Here is a 20,225-nt window from a genome sequence, read left to right on the forward strand (position 1 = left end):
CTTCAACAGGGAGGATCGCGCGATAGCGGGGAAGAGTCATCCCGCCATTCCATGCTCGCAAGATCATGTGTCGCAATATTGAGACAGTTGCGTCAGATGATTTTGCCAGCAGTTCAATGAGGGCGAATGATCTTGAGACGGTTCAGCTTGCGATGCAGCGTCGCCCGGCTGATGCCCAGAAGCCCTGCGGCGGCGGAAATATTCCCTTCCGCGCGGGCCAGCGCCCGCAGGATGACGCCGCGTTCTGACTCTGCCATATCCTCGCGCGGATCGGCATTCCAGCCGAGAATATCGGCAGCAGGCAGCGGGCCCGCCAGCGCCGCATCGTCAAGGCCGAGCGCCAGACGCGCAGCTCGTGTCGCGCCGATTACCAGATCGTCCTTGTCGACCGCGATCAAGGCGCCGCCGCTGCGGTCCACGCTGGGCGCAAGCATGATGCGCGCCTTTGGAAAAGCCTGCCGGAAATTTTCCGCCTCTATCCGGCGCGCCGCGTCGATCACCGCCACCGAAATGAGCTGCGCAAAGGCTTCCGTCAGATCGGAGCGGCAGGATGAAACATCGAGCGCGGCCATGAGGCGACCCTGATGATCGTGGATCGGGGCCACCGTGCAGGACAGTCCGACATTGCGCGAATGAAAGTGCTGGTCGCGGTGAATGGTCAGCGCGCGCTGTTCGACAATACAGGTGCCGATACCGTTTGTGCCTTCGCTTTCCTCGCTCCATACCGCGCCCGTCCAGAGGCCCCAGCGATAGAAGGTGTCGTCGTCGCTGGCCGCCCCGCGCCGCTCGACCGGCACGCCTTCGCTATCGGCCAGAAGCACGCAGCAGCCGACACCGCCGACCGCCAGGTAAAGGCGATCCATGCTGGCCTGCGCCACGCTGACCAGCCGCTCCACCCGCTCGTGCGCGGTGCGGAATTCGCCTTCTGAAAGTGTGCGCACCGCACCGGGGGCGGCAGGATCGAGCTTGTGCAGTTCGGCAGAACGCTGCCACGACGCCACCAGTGCCGAGCGGGCAGACCCGCCGGTGTGGATTGCGGACAGAATACGGTCCGCATGAACCCTTTCTTGCGGTGCACCCATCTTTCTCCTCCCAGGAAGGCTGGAACCGCCGAATTCTTGTTGAACATGCCCGATTGCAGGACCGCTGCGCAGTCTTGCCGGAATGCTCGTCAATGAATAATGGCTTTTTCCCCCACAACTGGCAAGCGCATCATCAAAGCGACGAAAAAGCGGCCCGGCGGAGAGAGCCGCCGGGCCGCAAGGTCAACTGATGGGAGGTATGTATTGTCAGGGGTATGCGCCTCGTGAGAGACGATTGCATGAACGGTGCGGAACCAATCTAAGTGATGACACCCGGACAAAAATACACCAGTCCGAGTGGTATCGGGAGGAAACGATCAGCATCCGCACCGCATTCATAAAGTACTGTTTTAAAATTTTTAAGTATAAAAAGTCTTTAAGTACATTAGTAAACTATCACGTCAAAGAATAATTGAAAATTACAAACATTTGATTGCGATTAAGCGCCAGCAACAAATCGGGATTGCATTTTTTCTTCGTCTTGCAGGTAATTATTCAGTCCCTCTACTTCTGCCGCATTCAGACGAAGGCCGAGTTTTGTGCGCCGCCAAAGGATATCCTCTGCCGTGCAAGCCCATTCATTTTCAATGAGATAGGTGACTTCCGCCTCATAGAGATCGGCGCCGAAATGGCGACCAAGATCGGAAAGTGATGCGGCCTTGCCAAGCAGGTGATGGACGCGCGTTCCGTAGAGCCGGAACAGGCGACGCGCATGGTCTGGCGACAGAAATGGATAAGCCGACTGTATTTTCCGCAACTCGCTTTCGAAAGCAACTTCCTGAAAATCCCCGCCCGGCAGCGCTGCCCCATGGGTCCACGGCGCGCCCTTTTTGCCCAGATGATGTTCGATTTTTTCCATCATGTGCTCGGCAAGTTTGCGCGCAGTCGTCAGCTTGCCGCCAAAGACATTGATCAGCGGCGCAAGACCGGCTGGCGCATCATCCTTCAGAACATAGTCGCGCGTTGCTTCCTGCGCCTTGCTGGCGCCGTCATCATAGAGCGGGCGCACGCCGGAATAGGTCCAGACCACATCTTCGCGCCGCACCGGCTCCGCGAAATATTCGCTTGCCGCCGCGCAGAGATAATCGGTTTCAGCCTCGGTGATCGCCACCTTGGCGGGGTCACCCTTGTAATCCTGATCGGTGGTGCCAATCAGGGTAAAATCATCTTCATACGGGATTGCAAAGATGATGCGCCCATCATTGTTCTGGAAAAAATAGGAGCGTGGATCGGCAAATTTCTTGCGCACCACGATGTGGCTGCCCTGCACCAGCCGGACATTATGCAACTGGCGGTCGCCTTCGACACCCTGCAAAACCTTGTCGGCCCAAGGACCGGCGGCATTGACCAGCAGGCGGGCGCGAATTTCTTCGCGACGTCCAGTCTCCGTGTCTTCGACCGTCACTGTCCAGCCCTGGCTGTCGCGGCGCGCCGCCACAACTCTGGTCCGCGTACGGATCGACGCGCCACGGTCGGAAGCATCGCGCGCAGTCAGTGCCACGAAACGGGCATCATCGACCCAGCAGTCGGAATATTCAAATGCCTTGGTGAAAAGCGGCTTCAGCGGTTTGGCGGCGGCGTCGGTGCGCATATTCAATGTGCGTGTCGCCGGAAGTTTCTTGCGCCCGCCCAGATGATCGTAGAGGAACAGGCCCAGCCGCAACAGCCACGCGGGCCGCACGCCGCCCTTGTGATAGGGCAGCACAAAGCGCATCGGATGGATGATATGCGGCGCATTCGCCCACAGCACCTCGCGTTCCATCAGCGCCTCGCGCACCAGACGAAACTCGTAATGCTCCAGATAACGCAGGCCGCCATGGATCAGCTTGGTGGCACGGGATGAGGTGCCGCTCGCCAGATCGTTCATTTCCGCCAGGAAGACGGAAAAGCCGCGCCCGACCGCATCACGCGCAATGCCGCATCCATTGATGCCGCCACCAATAACGAAAATGTCGAATATGTCTTCCTGCGCCATGGCAAACCTTAAAAGCGGTTTCAGAGCGCTTGCAGCAGACAGACGCTCGAACATTCATTTTAGGGCGCGTGACAGCACGCGCCTCAGAAACACCAAAGCGAATATAAAACTATTTAATATGAAAGCAAAGCGAAAATAAACGAAACCGCCGTGCTTTGACTTCTCTCGCTGACTGTCTGAATCAAAAAACGGCAGGCCGTGGCGAAAATGGTGATTTCGAGAACCGGAGCGCAGCGTACTTTTTTGTACGTGAGCACCGGAAGCGCAGAAATTGCCATTTGCAGCCCGGCATGGCGGCTTTTGGATCAGACAGGGAGGGTTTCGATCAGCTCCACCTCATGTTCCGCGCAGAGATCGCGCAGCTGCTTCGAGGTGCAACGGTCGGTGATGAAGGTATTGATCTGCGAAATATGGCCGATGCGCACCGGTGCGGTGCGTTCCAGCTTGGTGGAATCGGACACCAGAATGACGTGGCGCGCATTGGCGATAATCGCTTGTGCGACTTTCACTTCGCGGAAATCGAAGTCGAGCAGCGCACCGTCTTCATCCATGGCCGATGCGCCGATGATCGCGTAATCGACCTTGAACTGGCGGATGAAATCGACTGCCGCCTCGCCCACAATACCGCCGTCAGACGAGCGGACCACGCCGCCGGCGATGACCACTTCGATAGAGGTGTGCACGCGCAGCGTGTTGGCCACGTTGATATTGTTGGTGATGACCATCAGCTCGCTGTGATCGATGAGGGCATGGCTGACCGCTTCGGTCGTGGTGCCGATATTGATGAAAAGCGATGCGCCATCCGGAATGATATCGGCTGCGGCCTTGCCGATCGATTCCTTCTCGCGGGCGGCGATCCGGCGGCGCGCCTCATATTCCATATTTTCCACGCCGGACGGATAAAGCGCGCCGCCATGGATGCGGCGCAGCAGCCGTGCGCGACACAGATCGTTGAGATCCTTGCGCACGGTCTGCGGCGTCACGTCAAAAGCCGCGGCCAGATCGTCCACCAGAACCTGCCCCTGTCGGCGGGCGAGTTCCAGAATTGCATTGTGACGAGGGGTAAGCTGCATTTTTTGCCCGCGCTGAATTTGTTAGAATTGCGAGCCTGTAATGTCTCTGTTTTCGAAGAGAAAGCAACCGCCTTGCACATATGCCGGCCCTGCCGGACGTCTGAAACCGCTCAATCGTCTCCCAGGCCGTTATTGTACATATTGTGCAGCTTGCAGGCCACTTCGGTCCGGTTGGCGGCGCCGATCTTGCGCATGATGTTATGAACATGCGCTTTCACGGTGCCTTCGCTCATGCCAAGTTCGAAAGCGATCACCTTGTTGGAGCGACCGATGCGAATCGCATGAACCACCTCGATTTCGCGTGCCGTCAGCAATTCGCCCAGCGCATCCTCGTCAATATCGGGCGGCGGCGCTTTGACAGCCATGGAGGCTGGAATATACATGCCGCCCGCGCTCGCCAGATGGATCGCCTCGACGCAGACCCTGACATCGACGGAGGTTGGAATATACCCCCTCGCGCCAATTTCCATGGCCCGCACGACCTGCGCCCATTCCTCCCGCTCGGCGAGAAGCACGATCGGCGATGGCGCCCACATCTCCACGAGAGATCGGATCTCCTCGGAAAAGAACGGATCGGCAAGCCGCTTGGCCCCGATATGCAGCAGAATGACGGCGCTTCCGCTGAAAAGCTTTGCCTGCTCGATTGCTCCATAGCACGTCACCGGCATTTTCAGCCCATTCATCAGGAGCCCGTTGAAAAGGCACTCCCGCTCCAGATTGCTCTTGCACACAAGCAGCAGATGGCGATCACTGTTCGGCAGAACGCCGACACCGACCGCTCCATTATCTCTATCTTCCGGTACAGCCCACAGGCTGGCACCCCTTGCATCCAACATCGGCGCGTCTCCCCGGCACGAAGGTTACTTACTCCTACACAGTGATCCGCCGTTCCCGCCGTCACAGGTTCGGTATTTAAATTATGCTTATGACTTATATTAACGAAATTCCCCCATCCAATGGCCCAATATTGCTACCTCGCAGCAATCGTGTCATTAATTTATGTTAGCAAGTACGAAAATTTATCTTGTCCGTAAGAGCGACTTAAACAATAGGAAGATATAAAACTATATCTTTCGTTTAGTGCGGAAGTGTTATGCATAGTGGTAGAGGCATCGCGGCACCTTCCGTGGGGGCGCTGATCGACTTGTTGGAATCTTCGCCGATTCTGGCGGACCTCGACGCACATGCCATTGGTGCTTTGGCTTCGCTTGTCGTCACCGAGAACAGTTTTACCACCGATACCATCATCATCGAACAGGGCGAGCGCGTCAGAAACGTGCATATGGTCGTGTCCGGCTGGGGCTGCGTCTATCGCGACCTCTCCGGCGGGCAAAGGCAGATCATCGACTTTCCGATGCGGTGCGATTTCATCGGCCTTCGCACCGCCGACGGCTATAGCTACAATACGATATCGGCCATTACGCCGATGAAAGTCATTGAAATTCCAGTGGCTTCGCTTGAAAGCGCCATTCGGCGCGTGCCGCGTCTGGCGATGATCTTCATCGAGCTTTTGTCACGACAGCGCGCCATGCTGATCGAGCATCTCACCAATGTCGGACGCCGCAGCGCCTATGTCCGCACCGCGCATCTGCTCCTGGAACTGTCTGACCGGGTCAAGGCCAGCTGCGTCGATGATCCCGATTCCTATTATTGTCCGCTGACGCAATATCAGCTGGCCGACGCGCTGGGCCTGACGCCGATTCATCTCAATCGCATGTTGCGGGATCTGCGCGAGGAAGGGCTTGTCCTGTTCCGCTCCAACCGGGTCGAGATTCTCGATCGCGCGCGTCTGGTGGCGCTTGCCGAATATGACGGCGAATTCATGCGCATGTCGGTTTTCGGTCGCCAGCAATAGAAAAATATGTGCGAAGGGAAGAGTTTCTGGAAAAATCGGGAACAGCTTCCAGCATCTGAATGGTCGGAGTGAGAGGATTCGAACCTCCGACCCCCTCGTCCCGAACGAGGTGCGCTACCAGGCTGCGCTACACTCCGAACCAGTCGGTCGCAGCCAGTGGCGCAACCGTTGAGGCGGCTTATAACGCTGCATTTTTGATGCCGCAAGTGCATGACGCAGTTTTTTTGCCGCCACACTCAAACCTGCTCATAAATGTCACAGGATCAGAGCACTTCCGCCGGAAAGACGGGCGTAAAGCCCGCGCCATAGGCGACGAAATGCGGGTTGGCGAAGCCCTTCACGCCCTGTCCGGCGCGCTGGCCATAAGCGAACGGCTTGCCGTCAAGGGTGGCGGTCATGCCGCCTGCGGCACGCAGCACAGCGTCGCCAGCCGCCGTGTCCCATTCCATGGTCGGGGCAAAGCGCGGATAGATATCCGCCTCACCGCGCGCGATCAGACAGAACTTCAACGACGAACCGACCGAAACATGGCCGGAAATCTGATTTGCCTGCAAAAAGCGCTGGGTTTCGGGCGTGTTGTGCGAACGGCTGCACACGGCAATGCGTTCCGCGGCACCTTCCCGCGCTCGGATTGCACGCCGGCGGGCAATCTTGTGATCCGCAGTGGTTTCCGCTTCCTCGGCGCGGTTGCCCGTGCCGGTAAAAAGCAGATTGCGCGCCGGGGCATAGACGATGCCCGTGACCGGCACGCCATCTTCGATCAGGCCGATATTGACTGTGAAATCGCCGTTGCGCAGCAGAAACTCCCGCGTGCCATCCAGAGGATCGACCAGCAGAAAGCGCCGTCCGAAATGGGCTGGAAGGCGGCCCGCGGAAACCTCCTCCTCGGCCACGACCGGAATATCGGGCGCGACCGACGAAAGTGCGGCAAGGATGATCGCCTCGGCGGCGCGGTCTGCTTCCGTGACGGGCGATTCATCCTTTTTATGTTCGACGGCGCAGCCATCGACATAATGCTTCATGATGACCCGGCCAGCCTCAAGCGCTGCTTGTTCAAAAACGGCGAGCAGGGCTGCGCCATTCGGGTCTGCTTTGGGAGAGGCTGGAATGTTCATCGCTCAGATCGACCAGGAATCGCTACCATAACTGCCGATGATACCACGCTCGGCCAGATACTTTTCTACTTCCGCGACCAGTTCGTCAACATTGCGCCCCGTCGTATCGAGGCGCAGCTCCGGCGAGGCTGGCGCTTCATAAGGTGAATCGATGCCCGTGAAAGACTTGATTTCGCCACGCAGCGCCTGCGCATAAAGACCCTTGGGGTCACGCGCAATGCATTCCTCAATCGGCGTATCGACGAAGATTTCAATGAACTCCCCTTCCGGCAGCCGCGCGCGAACCGTATCGCGCTCCGAGCGGAACGGGGAAATGAACGAAACCAGCGTGATCAACCCGGCATCGGCCATCAGCCGCGCCACTTCGCCGACGCGACGGATGTTTTCCGCCCGATCCGCATCGGAGAAACCAAGATCGCTGTTGAGGCCATGGCGGACATTGTCGCCATCGAGAAGATAAGTGTGCTTGCCCAGCGCGTGCAGGCGCTGTTCCAGCCGGTTGGCGATGGTGGACTTGCCCGATCCCGAAAGGCCGGTGAACCACAGCACCGCTGGCTTCTGGAATTTCTGCGCGGCCCGCGCCTTTCCGTCGAGGTCGAAAGCCTGCAAATGCACATTGGTCGCCTGACGCAACGCACTGTCGATCATTCCGGCACCAACTGTCGCGTTGGACACCCGGTCGATCAGCACGAAAGCGCCGGTGACGCGGTTCTCGGCGTAAGCGTCGAACACAATCGGGTCGGCCGTCTGGAGGTGGCACAAGCCGATCTCGTTGAGGTCCAGATGGGCCGCATCCTCACGGGCGAATGTGTTCACATCGGTCCGATATTTGATCTCGCTGACCGTCACCGGCGTCTGGTCGGTTTCGGTGCGCAGGAGATAGGACCGTCCGGGCTGCAAGGCGTCCTCGCCGAACCAGACGATATTGGCTGCGAAACGATCCGCCACTTCCGGCCGTGCTTCCGCGCCGACCAGCATATTGCCGCGTGAAACTTCAATCTCGTCTTCCAGCACCAGCGTGATGGCCTGTCCTTCCGAGGCGCGGGGCAGATCGCCATCATAGGTCGCGATGCGCTTTACCCGCGACTGCTTGCCGGATTTAGCCACGACGACCGTGTCGCCTGCCGCAATCGAGCCGGAAGCTACCGTGCCGGAAAAACCGCGAAAATCGAGATTGGGACGGTTCACATATTGCACCGGAAAGCGGAATGGCCTGGCTGCCGCTTCCGTATCGATGCGCACGGTTTCCAGATGTTCGAGCAGATGCGGGCCATCATACCAGCCGATACGCGGCGAGAGGCTGGTGACATTGTCGCCATAGCGGGCCGAAAGCGGGATCGGCTGGATGCTGGCAAAACCGAGGTCTTTGGCGAAGCTCATATAATCGGCAACGATGCGGTCGAAGGCCTCTTGCGAGAAATCGACAAGGTCGATCTTGTTGACCGCCAGCACGATATTGCGAATGCCGAGCGCCGAGGCGATGAAGGAATGGCGGCGCGTTTGCGTCAGCACGCCCTGCCGCGCATCGATCAGCACCACGGCAAGATCGGCGGTCGAGGCACCGGTCGCCATGTTGCGCGTATATTGCGCATGGCCGGGCGTATCGGCGACGATGAACTTGCGGCGCGGCGTGGAAAAGAACCGATAGGCGACATCGATGGTGATGCCCTGCTCGCGCTCGGCCTCCAGACCGTCAACCAGAAGCGCGAAGTCGAAATCGTCATCTGTCGTGCCGAATTTGCGGCTGTCGTTCTTAAGCGCTGCAAGCTGGTCTTCGAAGATCAGCTTGGTGTCATAGAGCAGACGCCCGATCAGCGTCGATTTACCGTCATCGACGGAACCACAAGTGAGAAACCGCAAGAGCGTCTTGCGCTCCTGATCGGCCAGAAACTCGGTCACCGCTGCGCTGGTTACGGAAGGCTTCAACACGGCATTCATCAGAAATAGCCCTCGCGCTTCTTCTTTTCCATGGAACCGGCTTCATCGCGGTCGATGGCACGGCCCTGACGTTCCGACGTGCGGGCGATCAGCATTTCCTCGACAATATCCGAAAGGCTGGAGGCGCTAGATTCAATCGCCCCGGTCAGGGGATAGCAGCCAAGCGTGCGGAAACGCACCAGCCGGTCTTCCACCTTTTCACCATCGCGCAGCTTCATGCGGTCGTCATCGACCATGATCAGCATGCCGTCGCGCTCCACCACCGGACGGCGGGCGGCGAAATAGAGCGGCACGATGGGGATGTTTTCCTGCAGGATATATTGCCAGATATCGAGCTCGGTCCAGTTGGAGAGCGGGAAGACGCGGATCGATTCACCCGCCGCGACACGCGTATTGTAAATCTTCCACATTTCAGGCCGCTGGTTCTTCGGGTCCCAGCCATGCTGCGCATTGCGGAATGAGAAAATGCGCTCCTTGGCGCGGGATTTTTCCTCATCGCGACGCGCGCCGCCAAAAGCCGCATCGAACTTGTACTTGTCGAGCGCCTGCCGCAGACCGACCGTTTTCATCACATGGGTATGGACATTCGAACCATGGGTGAACGGGCCGACGCCCTCGCGCACGCCATCCTCATTGATATGTACCAGCAGCTCGAAACCCTTTTCGCGCGCCTGTGCGTCGCGGAATTCGATCATCTCGCGGAATTTCCAGGTCGTATCGACATGGAGAAAGGGAAAGGGCGGTGGTGCGGGATAAAACGCCTTCATCGCCAGATGCATCATGACCGACGAATCCTTGCCCACCGAATAGAGCATCACCGGATTGGAGAAGGTTGCTGCGACTTCGCGAAAGATATGAATCGCTTCTGCTTCGAGACGTTGCAGATGCGTCAAATTCTTGGTCAGGGATGCATGATGCACGACATTAACTCCCGGAAACCGGATAGAGACGAGAAAGCAGGATTACGGTTCTGACGGAGCGAAATCGGTACCCTGGCTAAGTTGCGCGCATTGTCGTGAAAAGAAGCCGAAAAGTGAAAGAATGCTTTCGCGTATTAGCGATTGCCTGCGCCAAAAACTTGCGGTCTTTCGCACAAGGCCGGAACAAACTTGCGCCGCCGGCAAAAAGTGAATTTTGGCGTAAATGTCGGAAAATCCTACTAAAATTGTGATATTTAGCAGTTTTGGAGCGTTCACGCCGGGCAAATTCTTGCTCAAAAGAGCGGCCACCGCCGGGCATCTTCTGCCGCGCGCGATAAGGATGGAACGGTTTTTGGAGGGAGATTTTTGAAAGCACCCAACGGGCCAAACCGCCGTGGGGCTTAGAGTGGATCAGAGCAGGCCGAAGGTACGCGCCTTGGCGACTGCCTGAACCTTGTTCACTGCAACAAGCTTCGTCAGTACATTGCTGATATGAAAATTGACGGTACGGGTCGAAATATTGAGGATCGCCCCGATAATTTCAGCGGTTTTTCCTTCACTTGTCCAACGCAGGATTTCACGCTCCCGTGCCGTCAGACAGACTTCACTGGCGCAATTCAGCCGCGGCACATTGACCAGTTCGAACATCGACAGATGCAGGAGATTGGTCACCATCTGCAATTGACGCCGCAGGGCTGTGACTTCGGCTGCGGTCAGCGGCTGGCCGCTGCGCAGGAATGTCAACATTCCAAACACGCCCTGTGCCGCCCAGCATGGTTGTGAAATACCGACCTTCAGGCCAAACGCTTGCAGATCGGCCCATAATTGCGGCGTTTCGGCAAAAAGCTTCGGCGACCAGACCAGCGGGTCGATGCTGTGCAGGCCGAGCCGGACAAGGGGATCGATCTCAACATATTTTTTGCTGGCATAGAGTGCAGTCCAGCCTTTCGGCATATCTTCGTAACGCACCCATTTGACCGCCCCATTCAAGGACGGAACCGACATGACATAAGAAACATGATCAAAGCCGATTTCGCGGGCATATTTTTTTACATATTCAAACAATTTGTCCGCATTACCGGCGGACTGCATGGCATCGCATAACAATTCCCATTTCATTGCTGCCATCCTAATATTTTGTTTTCAATAACTTACGCACAATACAACTTTAACGCTCACAAAATTTCGAACGCACAGCCTTAAATAGCATTTTCCTGTAACTCTCTCCAGAAGGATTGCTTCCAAAAAGCAGCGTGAATTTCGCAAAACCTCTGTTTTTAAACAGTTATGCCATCGTGGGATAAGAAATATTGCAAACAAAAAAGCCTCGCAACGTGCGAGGCCCTTTTTCTTTTGGTTGTGACAGCTGCGTCGGCTATGCCGCTTCGTCCGTAACATTGCCGGGGGTGTAATTGAGAATCGGCGCGAGCCAGCGCTCCACCTCCCCGACGCTCATACCCTTGCGGCTTGCATAATCCTCGACCTGATCGCGCTCCACCTTGGCGACACCGAAATAATAGCTTTCCGGGTGGCCGATATAGAGGCCCGAAACCGACGAGCCTGGCCACATGGCATAGCTTTCGGTCAGTTCCACACCCGTCTCCGCCGTTGCATCAAGCAGACGGAACAGGGTGGTCTTTTCGGTGTGGTCGGGTTGTGACGGGTAACCCGGAGCCGGGCGGATGCCCTTGTAAGGTTCGCCGATCAGTTCTTCCGGCGTATAGGTTTCTTCGGTCGCATAGGCCCAGAATTCCTTGCGCACGCGCTCATGCATCAGTTCCGCAAAGGCTTCGGCAAAACGGTCGGCCAGCGCCTTCACAAGAATAGCGGAATAGTCGTCATTGGCCCGCTCGAAACGCTCGGCAATCGCCACTTCGCCGATGCCCGCCGTGACGACGAAGCCGCCGACATAATCCTGCTTTCCGCTCTCGACCGGCGCCACGAAGTCGGACATGGCGACATTCGGGCGGCCATCGCGCTTACCAAGCTGCTGACGCAGCGTGAAGAAGGTGGCCAGCTCCTCTTTCCGGCTCTCGTCGGTGAACAGCCGGATATCGTCGCCGACCGCATTGGCGGGCCAGAAACCAACCACGGCTTTCGGCGTGAACCATTTTTCGTCGATGATCTTCGTCAGCATAGCCTGCGCATCAGACCAGAGCTGGCGCGCGGCCTCGCCCTGCTTTTCGTCCTCAAGGATTGCCGGATAGCGCCCTTTCAGCTCCCAGGTCTGGAAGAATGGCGTCCAGTCGATATAGCGCGCAATTTCGGCCAGATCGTAATCGTCGAATGTCTTCGTGCCGGTAAAGCTTGGCTTCACCGGTGCAAATGCGTCCCAGTCGAGCTTGTGCGCATTGGCGCGGGCGCGGGCAAGCGGCAGGCGCTGCTTTTCCGCTTCGCTACGCGCATGGGCGGCTGCAACCTTGGCATATTCCTCGCGGATGCCATCGACATAATTGCCCTTGGCTTCCGGCGACAGCAGGCTGGACACGACACCCACCGCGCGGCTGGCATCGATCACATAGACCGTCTGGCCGCGCTCGTAACGCGGATGAATTTTCACCGCCGTATGGACGCGACTCGTGGTCGCCCCGCCGATCAAAAGCGGAATGTCGAATCCTTCGCGTTCCATTTCCGCGGCCACATGTGCCATTTCATCGAGCGATGGCGTGATGAGGCCGGAAAGGCCGATGACATCGACCTTCTCTTCACGCGCCACCTGCAAAATCTTCTGCGAAGGCACCATGACACCGAGATCGATAATCTCGTAATTGTTGCAGGCCAGCACGACGCCGACGATATTCTTCCCGATATCGTGCACGTCGCCCTTCACGGTCGCCATCAGCACCTTGCCGGCGCTCTGACGCTCGCCGCCCTCAATGCCATTTTCGGCATTGCGGCGCTTTTCCTCTTCCATGTAAGGCAGGAGGACGGCCACAGCCTGTTTCATCACGCGGGCGGATTTCACCACCTGCGGCAGGAACATCTTGCCCGCTCCGAACAGATCGCCAACCACATTCATACCGGCCATCAGCGGGCCTTCGATGACGTGCAGCGGCCGATCGGCGGACTGGCGCGCTTCTTCCGTGTCGGCTTCGATATATTCGGTAATGCCGTTGACCAGCGCATGTTCAAGACGCTTCGCCACCGACCATTCGCGCCAGGCCAGATCCTGCGCCTTGGCTTCCTTCGAGCCTGAATCGCGGAAACGTTCGGCAATCTCCAGCAGGCGTTCGGTCGCGTCGGAACGGCGGTTCAGCACCACGTCTTCGCAGGCTTCGCGCAGTTCCGGATCAATGGCATCGTAGACCGCCAGCTGACCCGCATTGACGATGCCCATATCCATGCCCGCCTGAATGGCGTGATAGAGGAACACGGCATGCATCGCCTCACGCACCGGCTCATTGCCGCGGAACGAGAAGGACAGGTTCGACACGCCGCCCGACACATGGACATGCGGCAGGGTCGCCATGATTTTCCGGGTCGCTTCGATGAAATCGACGCCGTAATTATTGTGCTCGTCGATGCCGGTCGCCACCGCGAAGATGTTCGGATCGAAGATGATGTCTTCCGGCGGAAAACCAACCTGCTCGGTCAGAATCTTGTAGGCCCGACTACAGATTTCGATCTTGCGCGCTTCGGTATCGGCCTGTCCGGTTTCGTCGAACGCCATGACCACGACCGCCGCACCATAAGCACGGACGAGCTTCGCATGATGAATGAAGGCTTCCTCACCTTCCTTCATCGAAATCGAGTTGACCACCGGCTTGCCCTGAACGCATTTCAGGCCAGCCTCAATCACTTCCCATTTGGAGCTGTCGATCATGATCGGCACGCGGGCGATATCCGGCTCGGCGGCGATCAGATTGAGAAATTCGACCATCGCCTTTTCGGAATCGATCAGGCCCTCATCCATATTGATGTCGATGATCTGCGCGCCATTGGCGACCTGATCGCGCGCCACATCAAGGGCGGCGGCGAAGTCACCAGCCTTGATGAGTTTACGGAACCGGGCGGAGCCGGTCACGTTGGTGCGTTCCCCGACATTGACGAAGGGAATGTCCTCGGTCAGCGTGAAAGGCTCGAGGCCGGAAAGGCGCATCAGTGGCGCAACCTTGGCAGGTTTACGCGGCGGGTGCTTTGCAACAGCCTCGGCAATAGCGCGGATATGATCCGGCGTGGAGCCGCAGCAACCGCCAACCACATTAACCATGCCGTCGCGGGCAAAGCCCTCGATCTGGGCAGCCATCGCCTCCGGCGTTTCGTCATACTGGCCAAACTCGTTCGGCAGACCGGCATTCGGATAGGCGCAGATGAACGTATCGGCGATATTCGACAATTCGTCCAGATGCGCGCGCATGGCATTGGCGCCGAGTGCGCAGTTGAGACCGATGGTGAACGGCTTGGCGTGACGCAGCGAGTGCCAAAACGCCGTTGGTGTCTGGCCCGACAGGGTGCGGCCGGAAAGATCGGTGATCGTGCCGGAAATCATCACCGGCAGGAAAATGCCCTTCTCTTCGAACACTTGCTCCGAAGCGAAGACGGCGGCCTTCGCATTCAGCGTGTCGAAGATGGTTTCAATCAGGATGATGTCGGAACCGCCGTCGATCAGCCCCCGGATCTGCTCGGCATAGGCAACACGCAGATCGTCGAAGGTGACGGCGCGGAAGCCTGGATTATTGACATCCGGCGACAGCGAAGCGGTGCGGTTTGTCGGTCCAAGAGCGCCTGCGACGAAACGGCGGCGACCGTCCTTCTGCTCGGCGCGCAGGGCAGCGCGACGCGCAAGGCGCGCACCGTCGCGGTTCAGCTCATAGACCTGCTCTTCCATGCCGTAATCGGCCTGGGCAATCGTCGTGGAGGAGAATGTATTGGTTTCGAGAATATCCGCGCCCGCAATGGCGTAGGCGTAGTGGATTTCCTCAATGGCCTTTGGCTGCGTCAGCGTCAGAAGGTCATTATTGCCCTGAAGCTGACAATCACAGGCGCCGAAACGCTCACCGCGGAAATGCTCTTCATGGAAGCCAAGCCCTTGAATCTGCGTTCCCATCGCCCCGTCGAGGATCAGAATACGCTCGCGCGCCGCTTTGGTCAGCGCGGCCAGCACCTCCGAACCATCGGGCTGAGCCGCCGTTGCACCGAAAAGATCGTCGAGGGAAGACGCCATAAGAGTACCGCCTGTATTCTGATATGCACAATCGCAGGAGGCCGCTTAATGACATAAACATATCTTTATGTCAATTATTGTTCAGCTCTCGAAGCATTATATGTACTCGCTATAAACTGCTCGCTCGATGGTGCAGGCAGCTCTGTGTTCCCTCCCTGGTCTGTTGCAGCACAGAAGAAATCGTGACTGGCGAAAGCCACCGCTCCGCCACAATGGGCGAGCAGAAATACGCGCATAAACGATTGCTTTGATTAGGAGAGACCTATGAAAAGGTTTGGTTATTCCGTTGTTGCCGCGTGTCTGTCGCTGGGCATCGGCCTGTCCGCCGCTGCCGGAACAGCCAATGCGGCGCAGCCCTCGCTGATGGCGGCCCCTACCACGGCGCCGGCTCAGGCATCGGCACCTACTGCGCAAACGGTGCAATATTACGATTATCGCGACGACCGGCGCTATTGGCGCTACGACCGTCCGCGTTACCGGCCCTATTACAGACATGACCGGCGTTACTGGGGTCCGGGTCCTGCCTACCGTCCGGCACCGACTTACCGCAGCCGCAACCCGCATACCCGCTGGTGCTACAGCCGCTATCGGTCATACCGCGCCTATGACAATACGTTCCAACCCAATTACGGTCCGCGCCGCCAGTGCTATTCGCCTTATCTGTAAGGCCGCAACCAACGAAAAAGCCCCGCATTGCGGGGCTTTTCTCTCAATTGCTTCGAAATATTGATGGCTCTCAGGTGACGTAGGCACCGATAGAAGCCGCGACAAGGCCGATTGCAACGGCAATCATCACGCCATAAACGCGCGGCTTGTCGAAAAGAACGGCGAAAGCTGAAAACCAGCCGACGACGGCTGCACCAAGCGCGAAGAGAAAACCCGGCTTGTCGCCATGATAAAGGTTTGCCGCCATCAGCCCGCCGATGATCAGCGCGCCGAAAACGATCATTAACCCCGTGGCATAACGCTCATAATCGTCCATTTAAATTCCTCGGTTCCGATCTCGCGAAAACTGCGACGGAAACTTATATCGACCCGTTTGGCCATTTAAGGGCATGGAATCTCTCATGCCACGATCCTGACCTTCCCGCTCACACAATCATTATTCGGAACGTTCTTCAACCATTTCGCAGCGCCATACGCTGCAAATGTTGCAACTTATCGTTTCCAGTCGCCGTTCGTCGCGAAATCCGTGCTATATTGATACGTATGGAACCATCCGGAATCACCATCTTTGAGACGCCGATTGGCCCGTGCGGCATTGCCTGGCGCGGCGCAAAAGTCATCGGTGTCGAAATCGGCGATACGGACGAGAAAGAAACCCGTTACCGCCTTGGTGAGCGGGTGGGCGAACAGTTTTCCGATGCTCAGGCCGATGTGCCAGCCTTTGTAACGCAAGCCATCGAAAAAGTGCGCGCGCTTCTCGACGGCGGATCGCCGGATTTCTCGCAAACGCCGCTAGCGTTCGAATCGCTCCCCGACCTCAACCGGCAGGTTTACGAGATTATTCTCGAACTGAAGGCGGGCGAAACCACCACCTATGGCGCGATTGCCAGACGACTTGGTGACGTGAGCCTGTCGCAAGCGGTCGGTTATGCACTTGGCAAAAACCCGTTTCCGATCATCGTGCCCTGTCACCGGGTGCTCGGTTCCAACGGCAAGGTCGGCGGGTTTTCAGCGGCGGGCGGTACGGCGACGAAACTGAAGCTTCTGAATATCGAGCGCGCCAAAATCTCCACCGAGCCAGATCTATTCGGCGGCCTGCCACTTCAGGAACGACCACAGGCGGAGTGGTAACTACTCTTTATCAGTGACAACATCAGCGGAAAAACGCAATTCGCGCATCGGGCGCACGAGTTGCGTCGTGGCGTCATAGGTCGGATGTTTCTTGAAAGCGAAAAGCGCTTCTTCATCCTTGAACTCGGCATAGACGACGAGATCGATGCGGTCGCACATCGGATCGACCCTGGAATTCGGCAGAACTTCGAAGACTTCGGAATGCGGGATGGTGGCAAGCTGCTCCAGCCCTTTTCTGACTGTCTCGATATCCTGACCTTGCTTGACGCTGAAGAAAACAATGTGCCGGATCACGCATCGACTCCCTGTAAATGACAAGGCGTATCTAGCGCATCAAGACAGCCAAAAAAATGGCAAGTTTGAGCGATGTGTCTAACTAGCCTTTACCCGCCGCCAGGCGAACCCACCTTCCGCCGGCACGGAACCGCGCCCCGGCTGATAGTAACCGGGCGTATCGACCAGACGGCTTTCGCCAAGACGGCTCTGGGCGACCTTGTTGGTCACCTGAAGACTGTCGAAGCCGGTGCGCAGCATCAGCGCCGCCTGATCGATCAGCACATCGCCGACGGCGCGCAACTCACCCGCAAAACCTTCGCGGCGCAAAATCTCGGCCTTGGAATAGGAGCGACCATCATTGAAGGCCGGGAACTGCAAGGCGATCAGCGGCAGGCTGCCCAGATCATTCAACAGCGGTTCAATCGCTTCGCCCGGCGCAACCGAAACCCCGATGCGGCGGTTGGAGGCGCGGCGGCGCTCTTCATCCAGGCCGAGCCAGACGGCGAGCGGAACGATGATTGCCGGGGCATCGCCCGCAGCTTCAAGATCGTCGGCAAAGACATAATCGTCTTCGCGAAAGCCATCGGAGGACCAGAGTTTGGTTTCGTTGATATCGCTCATTTCCGCTCGGTGGCTCCCAATGTTTTAAGGCTGTCGGCAAGGCCAGTCAGATGGATGCCGCATTCTGTCTTTTCTGATCCCGCCCAGCGTCCGGCACGCTGGTCTTCGCCGTCGTTCACGGGCCGCGTGCAAGGCATGCAGCCGATGGAACGATAGCCCTGCGCAGTCAGAGGATGCGGCGGCAGATCGTGCTTTTCAGCGTAGGCCTTGAGGTCTGCTGCCTGCAAACGCGCTAGCGGATTGATACGAATGCGCGGGCCGACCGATTCAAACACCGGCAAGCTTTCGCGTGTCGATGCCTGAAACTGCTTGCGGCCCGTCATCCAGGCGCGATAAGGCGCGACGGCGCGCGCCATCGGCTCAACTTTGCGGATGAAGCAGCAGCGGTCCTTATCGGTCATCGACAGCGCGCCAAACGGATCATCGCTTTTAAGACTGTCCTCAAGCGGCAGGATATCCTGCACATCGGTCAGCCCCAGCCGGTCCACCAGATCGTGACGATAATCGAGCGTGGCCCGGAAATGCTTGCCCGTATCGAGAAATAGTACCGGTATCGCCGGATCGATTTCCGAGATCATATGCAAAAGCACAGCCGATTCCGCCCCGAAGGAAGACACAACCGCGATCTGCCCGTCATAGAGCTCGCGCGTGACGAGCGCGATCACTTCCTGCGGGGTAGACGCGCCGTGGCTTGCCTCCAGAAGGCGGGCTTCGGCGGCAGCACTTTCTTCAGCATCAAGCTGCACGGCTTATTTCTCCATAAAGCGCGCGTTTGAACGGTTCCATGCCAACGCGGCGATAGGCGGCCAGGAAGTTTTCCTCCGGGCTTTCACGCAAGGCGAGATAGGTATCGACCACCGTTTCGATGGCATCCACCACTTCTTCCGACGAAAAGCCGCGACCGGTGATTTCACCTATGGTCGAATGCTCGTCCGCCGAACCGCCAAGCGTGATCTGATAGAGTTCCTCGCCCTTTTTCTCGACGCCCAGAATGCCGATATGGCCGACATGGTGATGGCCGCAGGCATTGATGCAGCCGGAAATCTTGATCTTGAGATCACCGATTTCAAGCTGGCGCTGCTGGTCGCCGAAGCGTTCGGAAATGCGCTGCGCCACCGGAATGGAGCGTGCATTGGCAAGCGCGCAGTAATCGAGGCCCGGGCAGGCGATGATATCGGTGATGAGACCGGCATTCGGCGTCACCAGCCCATCCGATTGCAGCAGATCATAGACGGCTGCAAGATCGGCCTTAGCCACATGCGGCAGGACCAGATTCTGCTCGTGGCTGACGCGGATTTCGTCGAAAGAATAGGTTTCGGCAATATCCGCCACCAGTTCCATCTGCTCGGCGCTCGCATCGCCGGGAATACCGCCGATGGGCTTCAGCGAAATGGTGACGACCGCATAATCCGGGTTCTTGTGCGGCGTGACATTGCGCGCCACCCAGCTTGCAAATTCCGCATCGGCCTTCTGGGTAACAGCCAGCACTTCCCAGCCTTCCGGCCGTTGCGGCAGCTTCGGCATGCGGAAATAGCTTTCAATCGCGTCGATATCGCGCTGCGGCAGCTTCAGCTCGCCATTGCGGATTTCTTCCCATTCAGCATCGATCTCGCGGGTCAGTTCTTCAACGCCCGTTTCATGGACGAGAATCTTGATGCGCGCCTTATATTTGTTGTCGCGACGGCCATGCAGATTATAGACGCGCACGATGGCCGTCACATAGGTCAGCATGTCCTCGATGGGCAGGAAGTCACGAATCTTCTTCGCCACCATCGGCGTGCGGCCCTGACCGCCGCCGATATAGACGGCAAGGCCCAGATCGCCCGCCTCGTTCTTCTTCAGCTGCAAGCCGATGTCATGCACCTGAATGGCGGCGCGGTCATGGTCCGAGCCGACAATGGCGATCTTGAACTTGCGCGGCAGATAGGAAAATTCCGGATGCAGCGACGACCACTGGCGCAGGATTTCGGCGAAGGGGCGCGGATCGGCCACTTCGTCGGCGGCAGCGCCTGCGAAGTGATCGGCAGTCACGTTGCGAATGCAATTGCCGGAGGTCTGGATGGCGTGCATCTCGACTTCCGCCAGCTCTTCCAGAATGCGCGGCACGTCCTTCAGCGCAGGCCAGTTATACTGGATATTCTGGCGCGTGGTGAAATGGCCAAAGCCGCGATCATAGACGCGCGCAATGTGACCAAGCTTTCGCAACTGGCGGCTCGACAGCGTGCCATAGGGAACGGCCACGCGCAGCATATAGGCGTGCAATTGCAGGTAAAGGCCATTCATCAAGCGCAGCGGACGGAACTGTTCTTCCGTCAGCTCTCCGGTCAGGCGGCGCTCGACCTGATCCTTGAACTGGGCAACGCGGGCCGCAACGAAATCGCGGTCGAATTCATCATAACGATACATAGT

General features: G+C 57.9%; 17 protein-coding genes and 1 tRNA gene. 3 read left to right on the forward strand and 15 right to left on the reverse strand.

What is annotated here, in order from left to right; genetic code table 11:
• Positions 1–113: 113 nt before the first annotated feature.
• The 4 genes from FIC94_RS07295 to FIC94_RS07310 all read right to left on the reverse strand — a co-directional run bounded on the left by FIC94_RS07295 (position 114) and on the right by FIC94_RS07310 (position 4,966).
• A complete protein-coding gene (locus tag FIC94_RS07295) occupies positions 114–1,082 on the reverse strand; it encodes a GAF domain-containing protein (protein WP_109368213.1) in 969 nt (322 codons plus the stop codon).
• Positions 1,083–1,521: 439 nt separating this feature from the next.
• Entirely contained in the window at positions 1,522–3,057 is a 1,536-nt protein-coding gene (glpD, locus tag FIC94_RS07300) for a glycerol-3-phosphate dehydrogenase (protein ID WP_140024549.1), read from the reverse strand.
• 305 nt (positions 3,058–3,362) lie between these two features.
• Positions 3,363–4,130 (reverse strand): DeoR/GlpR family DNA-binding transcription regulator, encoded by a 768-nt coding sequence (locus FIC94_RS07305; RefSeq protein ID WP_140024437.1) that lies wholly within the window; start codon positions 4,128–4,130, stop codon positions 3,363–3,365.
• A 110-nt stretch (positions 4,131–4,240) separates the two neighbouring features.
• On the reverse strand, positions 4,241–4,966 hold the full coding sequence (locus tag FIC94_RS07310; protein ID WP_140024438.1) for a response regulator transcription factor: 726 nt from the start codon (positions 4,964–4,966) through the stop codon (positions 4,241–4,243).
• A 257-nt stretch (positions 4,967–5,223) separates the two neighbouring features.
• Between FIC94_RS07310 and FIC94_RS07315 the strand changes: the two genes are divergently transcribed.
• The gene (locus FIC94_RS07315) at positions 5,224–5,985 is read left to right on the forward strand and encodes a Crp/Fnr family transcriptional regulator (RefSeq protein ID WP_121537156.1); all 762 of its coding nucleotides are present in this window, start codon (positions 5,224–5,226) and stop codon (positions 5,983–5,985) included.
• A 60-nt stretch (positions 5,986–6,045) separates the two neighbouring features.
• On the opposite strand, the gene FIC94_RS07320 is transcribed toward FIC94_RS07315, so the two are convergent.
• The 6 genes from FIC94_RS07320 to metH all read right to left on the reverse strand — a co-directional run bounded on the left by FIC94_RS07320 (position 6,046) and on the right by metH (position 15,122).
• A tRNA-Pro gene (locus FIC94_RS07320) sits at positions 6,046–6,122 on the reverse strand.
• Between the two features lie 126 nt (positions 6,123–6,248).
• Positions 6,249–7,100: a 3'(2'),5'-bisphosphate nucleotidase CysQ gene (cysQ, locus tag FIC94_RS07325; RefSeq protein WP_140024439.1), complete on the reverse strand. Its 852-nt coding sequence runs from the start codon at positions 7,098–7,100 to the stop codon at positions 6,249–6,251.
• A gap of 3 nt (positions 7,101–7,103) precedes the next feature.
• Positions 7,104–9,038, reverse strand: a complete 1,935-nt coding sequence (gene cysN / locus FIC94_RS07330) for a sulfate adenylyltransferase subunit CysN (RefSeq protein ID WP_140024440.1) — start codon at positions 9,036–9,038, stop codon at positions 7,104–7,106.
• Positions 9,038–9,958 (reverse strand): sulfate adenylyltransferase subunit CysD, encoded by a 921-nt coding sequence (gene cysD, locus FIC94_RS07335; RefSeq protein WP_140024441.1) that lies wholly within the window; start codon positions 9,956–9,958, stop codon positions 9,038–9,040. The genes cysN and cysD overlap by 1 nt, the downstream gene beginning before the upstream one ends.
• A 411-nt stretch (positions 9,959–10,369) precedes the next feature.
• On the reverse strand, positions 10,370–11,077 hold the full coding sequence (locus tag FIC94_RS07340; protein ID WP_140024442.1) for a LuxR family transcriptional regulator: 708 nt from the start codon (positions 11,075–11,077) through the stop codon (positions 10,370–10,372).
• 256 nt (positions 11,078–11,333) lie between these two features.
• Positions 11,334–15,122: a methionine synthase gene (gene metH, locus FIC94_RS07345; protein ID WP_140024443.1), complete on the reverse strand. Its 3,789-nt coding sequence runs from the start codon at positions 15,120–15,122 to the stop codon at positions 11,334–11,336.
• A 264-nt stretch (positions 15,123–15,386) separates the two neighbouring features.
• On the opposite strand from metH, the gene FIC94_RS07350 reads away from it, so the two are divergent.
• Positions 15,387–15,788 (forward strand): BA14K family protein, encoded by a 402-nt coding sequence (locus tag FIC94_RS07350; protein ID WP_140024444.1) that lies wholly within the window; start codon positions 15,387–15,389, stop codon positions 15,786–15,788.
• A gap of 70 nt (positions 15,789–15,858) precedes the next feature.
• Here the strand turns inward: FIC94_RS07350 and FIC94_RS07355 are convergent, their stop codons facing one another.
• The gene (locus FIC94_RS07355) at positions 15,859–16,104 is read right to left on the reverse strand and encodes a hypothetical protein (protein WP_006465911.1); all 246 of its coding nucleotides are present in this window, start codon (positions 16,102–16,104) and stop codon (positions 15,859–15,861) included.
• Between the two features lie 227 nt (positions 16,105–16,331).
• Between FIC94_RS07355 and FIC94_RS07360 the strand changes: the two genes are divergently transcribed.
• Complete coding sequence (locus FIC94_RS07360; RefSeq protein ID WP_140024445.1) at positions 16,332–16,919, forward strand: methylated-DNA--[protein]-cysteine S-methyltransferase; 588 nt, start codon at positions 16,332–16,334, stop codon at positions 16,917–16,919.
• On the opposite strand, the gene FIC94_RS07365 is transcribed toward FIC94_RS07360, so the two are convergent.
• The 4 genes from FIC94_RS07365 to FIC94_RS07380 all read right to left on the reverse strand — a co-directional run bounded on the left by FIC94_RS07365 (position 16,920) and on the right by FIC94_RS07380 (position 20,222).
• Entirely contained in the window at positions 16,920–17,213 is a 294-nt protein-coding gene (locus FIC94_RS07365) for a Dabb family protein (RefSeq protein WP_109368204.1), read from the reverse strand.
• Between the two features lie 78 nt (positions 17,214–17,291).
• Complete coding sequence (locus FIC94_RS07370; protein WP_140024446.1) at positions 17,292–17,816, reverse strand: DUF934 domain-containing protein; 525 nt, start codon at positions 17,814–17,816, stop codon at positions 17,292–17,294.
• On the reverse strand, positions 17,813–18,562 hold the full coding sequence (locus tag FIC94_RS07375) for a phosphoadenylyl-sulfate reductase (RefSeq protein WP_140024447.1): 750 nt from the start codon (positions 18,560–18,562) through the stop codon (positions 17,813–17,815). Before FIC94_RS07375 ends, FIC94_RS07370 begins: the two co-directional genes overlap by 4 nt.
• On the reverse strand, positions 18,552–20,222 hold the full coding sequence (locus FIC94_RS07380; RefSeq protein ID WP_140024448.1) for a nitrite/sulfite reductase: 1,671 nt from the start codon (positions 20,220–20,222) through the stop codon (positions 18,552–18,554). The genes FIC94_RS07375 and FIC94_RS07380 overlap by 11 nt, the downstream gene beginning before the upstream one ends.
• Positions 20,223–20,225 lie beyond the last annotated feature (3 nt).

This window comes from Ochrobactrum teleogrylli (genome assembly GCF_006376685.1).
GTDB lineage: Bacteria > Pseudomonadota > Alphaproteobacteria > Rhizobiales > Rhizobiaceae > Brucella > Brucella teleogrylli.

Coding starts and splice junctions, on each gene's coding strand:
- FIC94_RS07295 (WP_109368213.1), bottom strand. CDS start 1,082: ATGGGTGCACCGCAAGAAAGGGTTCATGCGGACCGTATTCTGTCCGCA.
- glpD (WP_140024549.1), bottom strand. CDS start 3,057: ATGGCGCAGGAAGACATATTCGACATTTTCGTTATTGGTGGCGGCATC.
- FIC94_RS07305 (WP_140024437.1), bottom strand. CDS start 4,130: ATGCAGCTTACCCCTCGTCACAATGCAATTCTGGAACTCGCCCGCCGA.
- FIC94_RS07310 (WP_140024438.1), bottom strand. CDS start 4,966: ATGTTGGATGCAAGGGGTGCCAGCCTGTGGGCTGTACCGGAAGATAGA.
- FIC94_RS07315 (WP_121537156.1), top strand. CDS start 5,224: ATGCATAGTGGTAGAGGCATCGCGGCACCTTCCGTGGGGGCGCTGATC.
- cysQ (WP_140024439.1), bottom strand. CDS start 7,100: ATGAACATTCCAGCCTCTCCCAAAGCAGACCCGAATGGCGCAGCCCTG.
- cysN (WP_140024440.1), bottom strand. CDS start 9,038: ATGAATGCCGTGTTGAAGCCTTCCGTAACCAGCGCAGCGGTGACCGAG.
- FIC94_RS07340 (WP_140024442.1), bottom strand. CDS start 11,077: ATGAAATGGGAATTGTTATGCGATGCCATGCAGTCCGCCGGTAATGCG.
- metH (WP_140024443.1), bottom strand. CDS start 15,122: ATGGCGTCTTCCCTCGACGATCTTTTCGGTGCAACGGCGGCTCAGCCC.
- FIC94_RS07350 (WP_140024444.1), top strand. CDS start 15,387: ATGAAAAGGTTTGGTTATTCCGTTGTTGCCGCGTGTCTGTCGCTGGGC.
- FIC94_RS07355 (WP_006465911.1), bottom strand. CDS start 16,104: ATGGACGATTATGAGCGTTATGCCACGGGGTTAATGATCGTTTTCGGC.
- FIC94_RS07360 (WP_140024445.1), top strand. CDS start 16,332: ATGGAACCATCCGGAATCACCATCTTTGAGACGCCGATTGGCCCGTGC.
- FIC94_RS07370 (WP_140024446.1), bottom strand. CDS start 17,816: ATGAGCGATATCAACGAAACCAAACTCTGGTCCTCCGATGGCTTTCGC.
- FIC94_RS07380 (WP_140024448.1), bottom strand. CDS start 20,222: ATGTATCGTTATGATGAATTCGACCGCGATTTCGTTGCGGCCCGCGTT.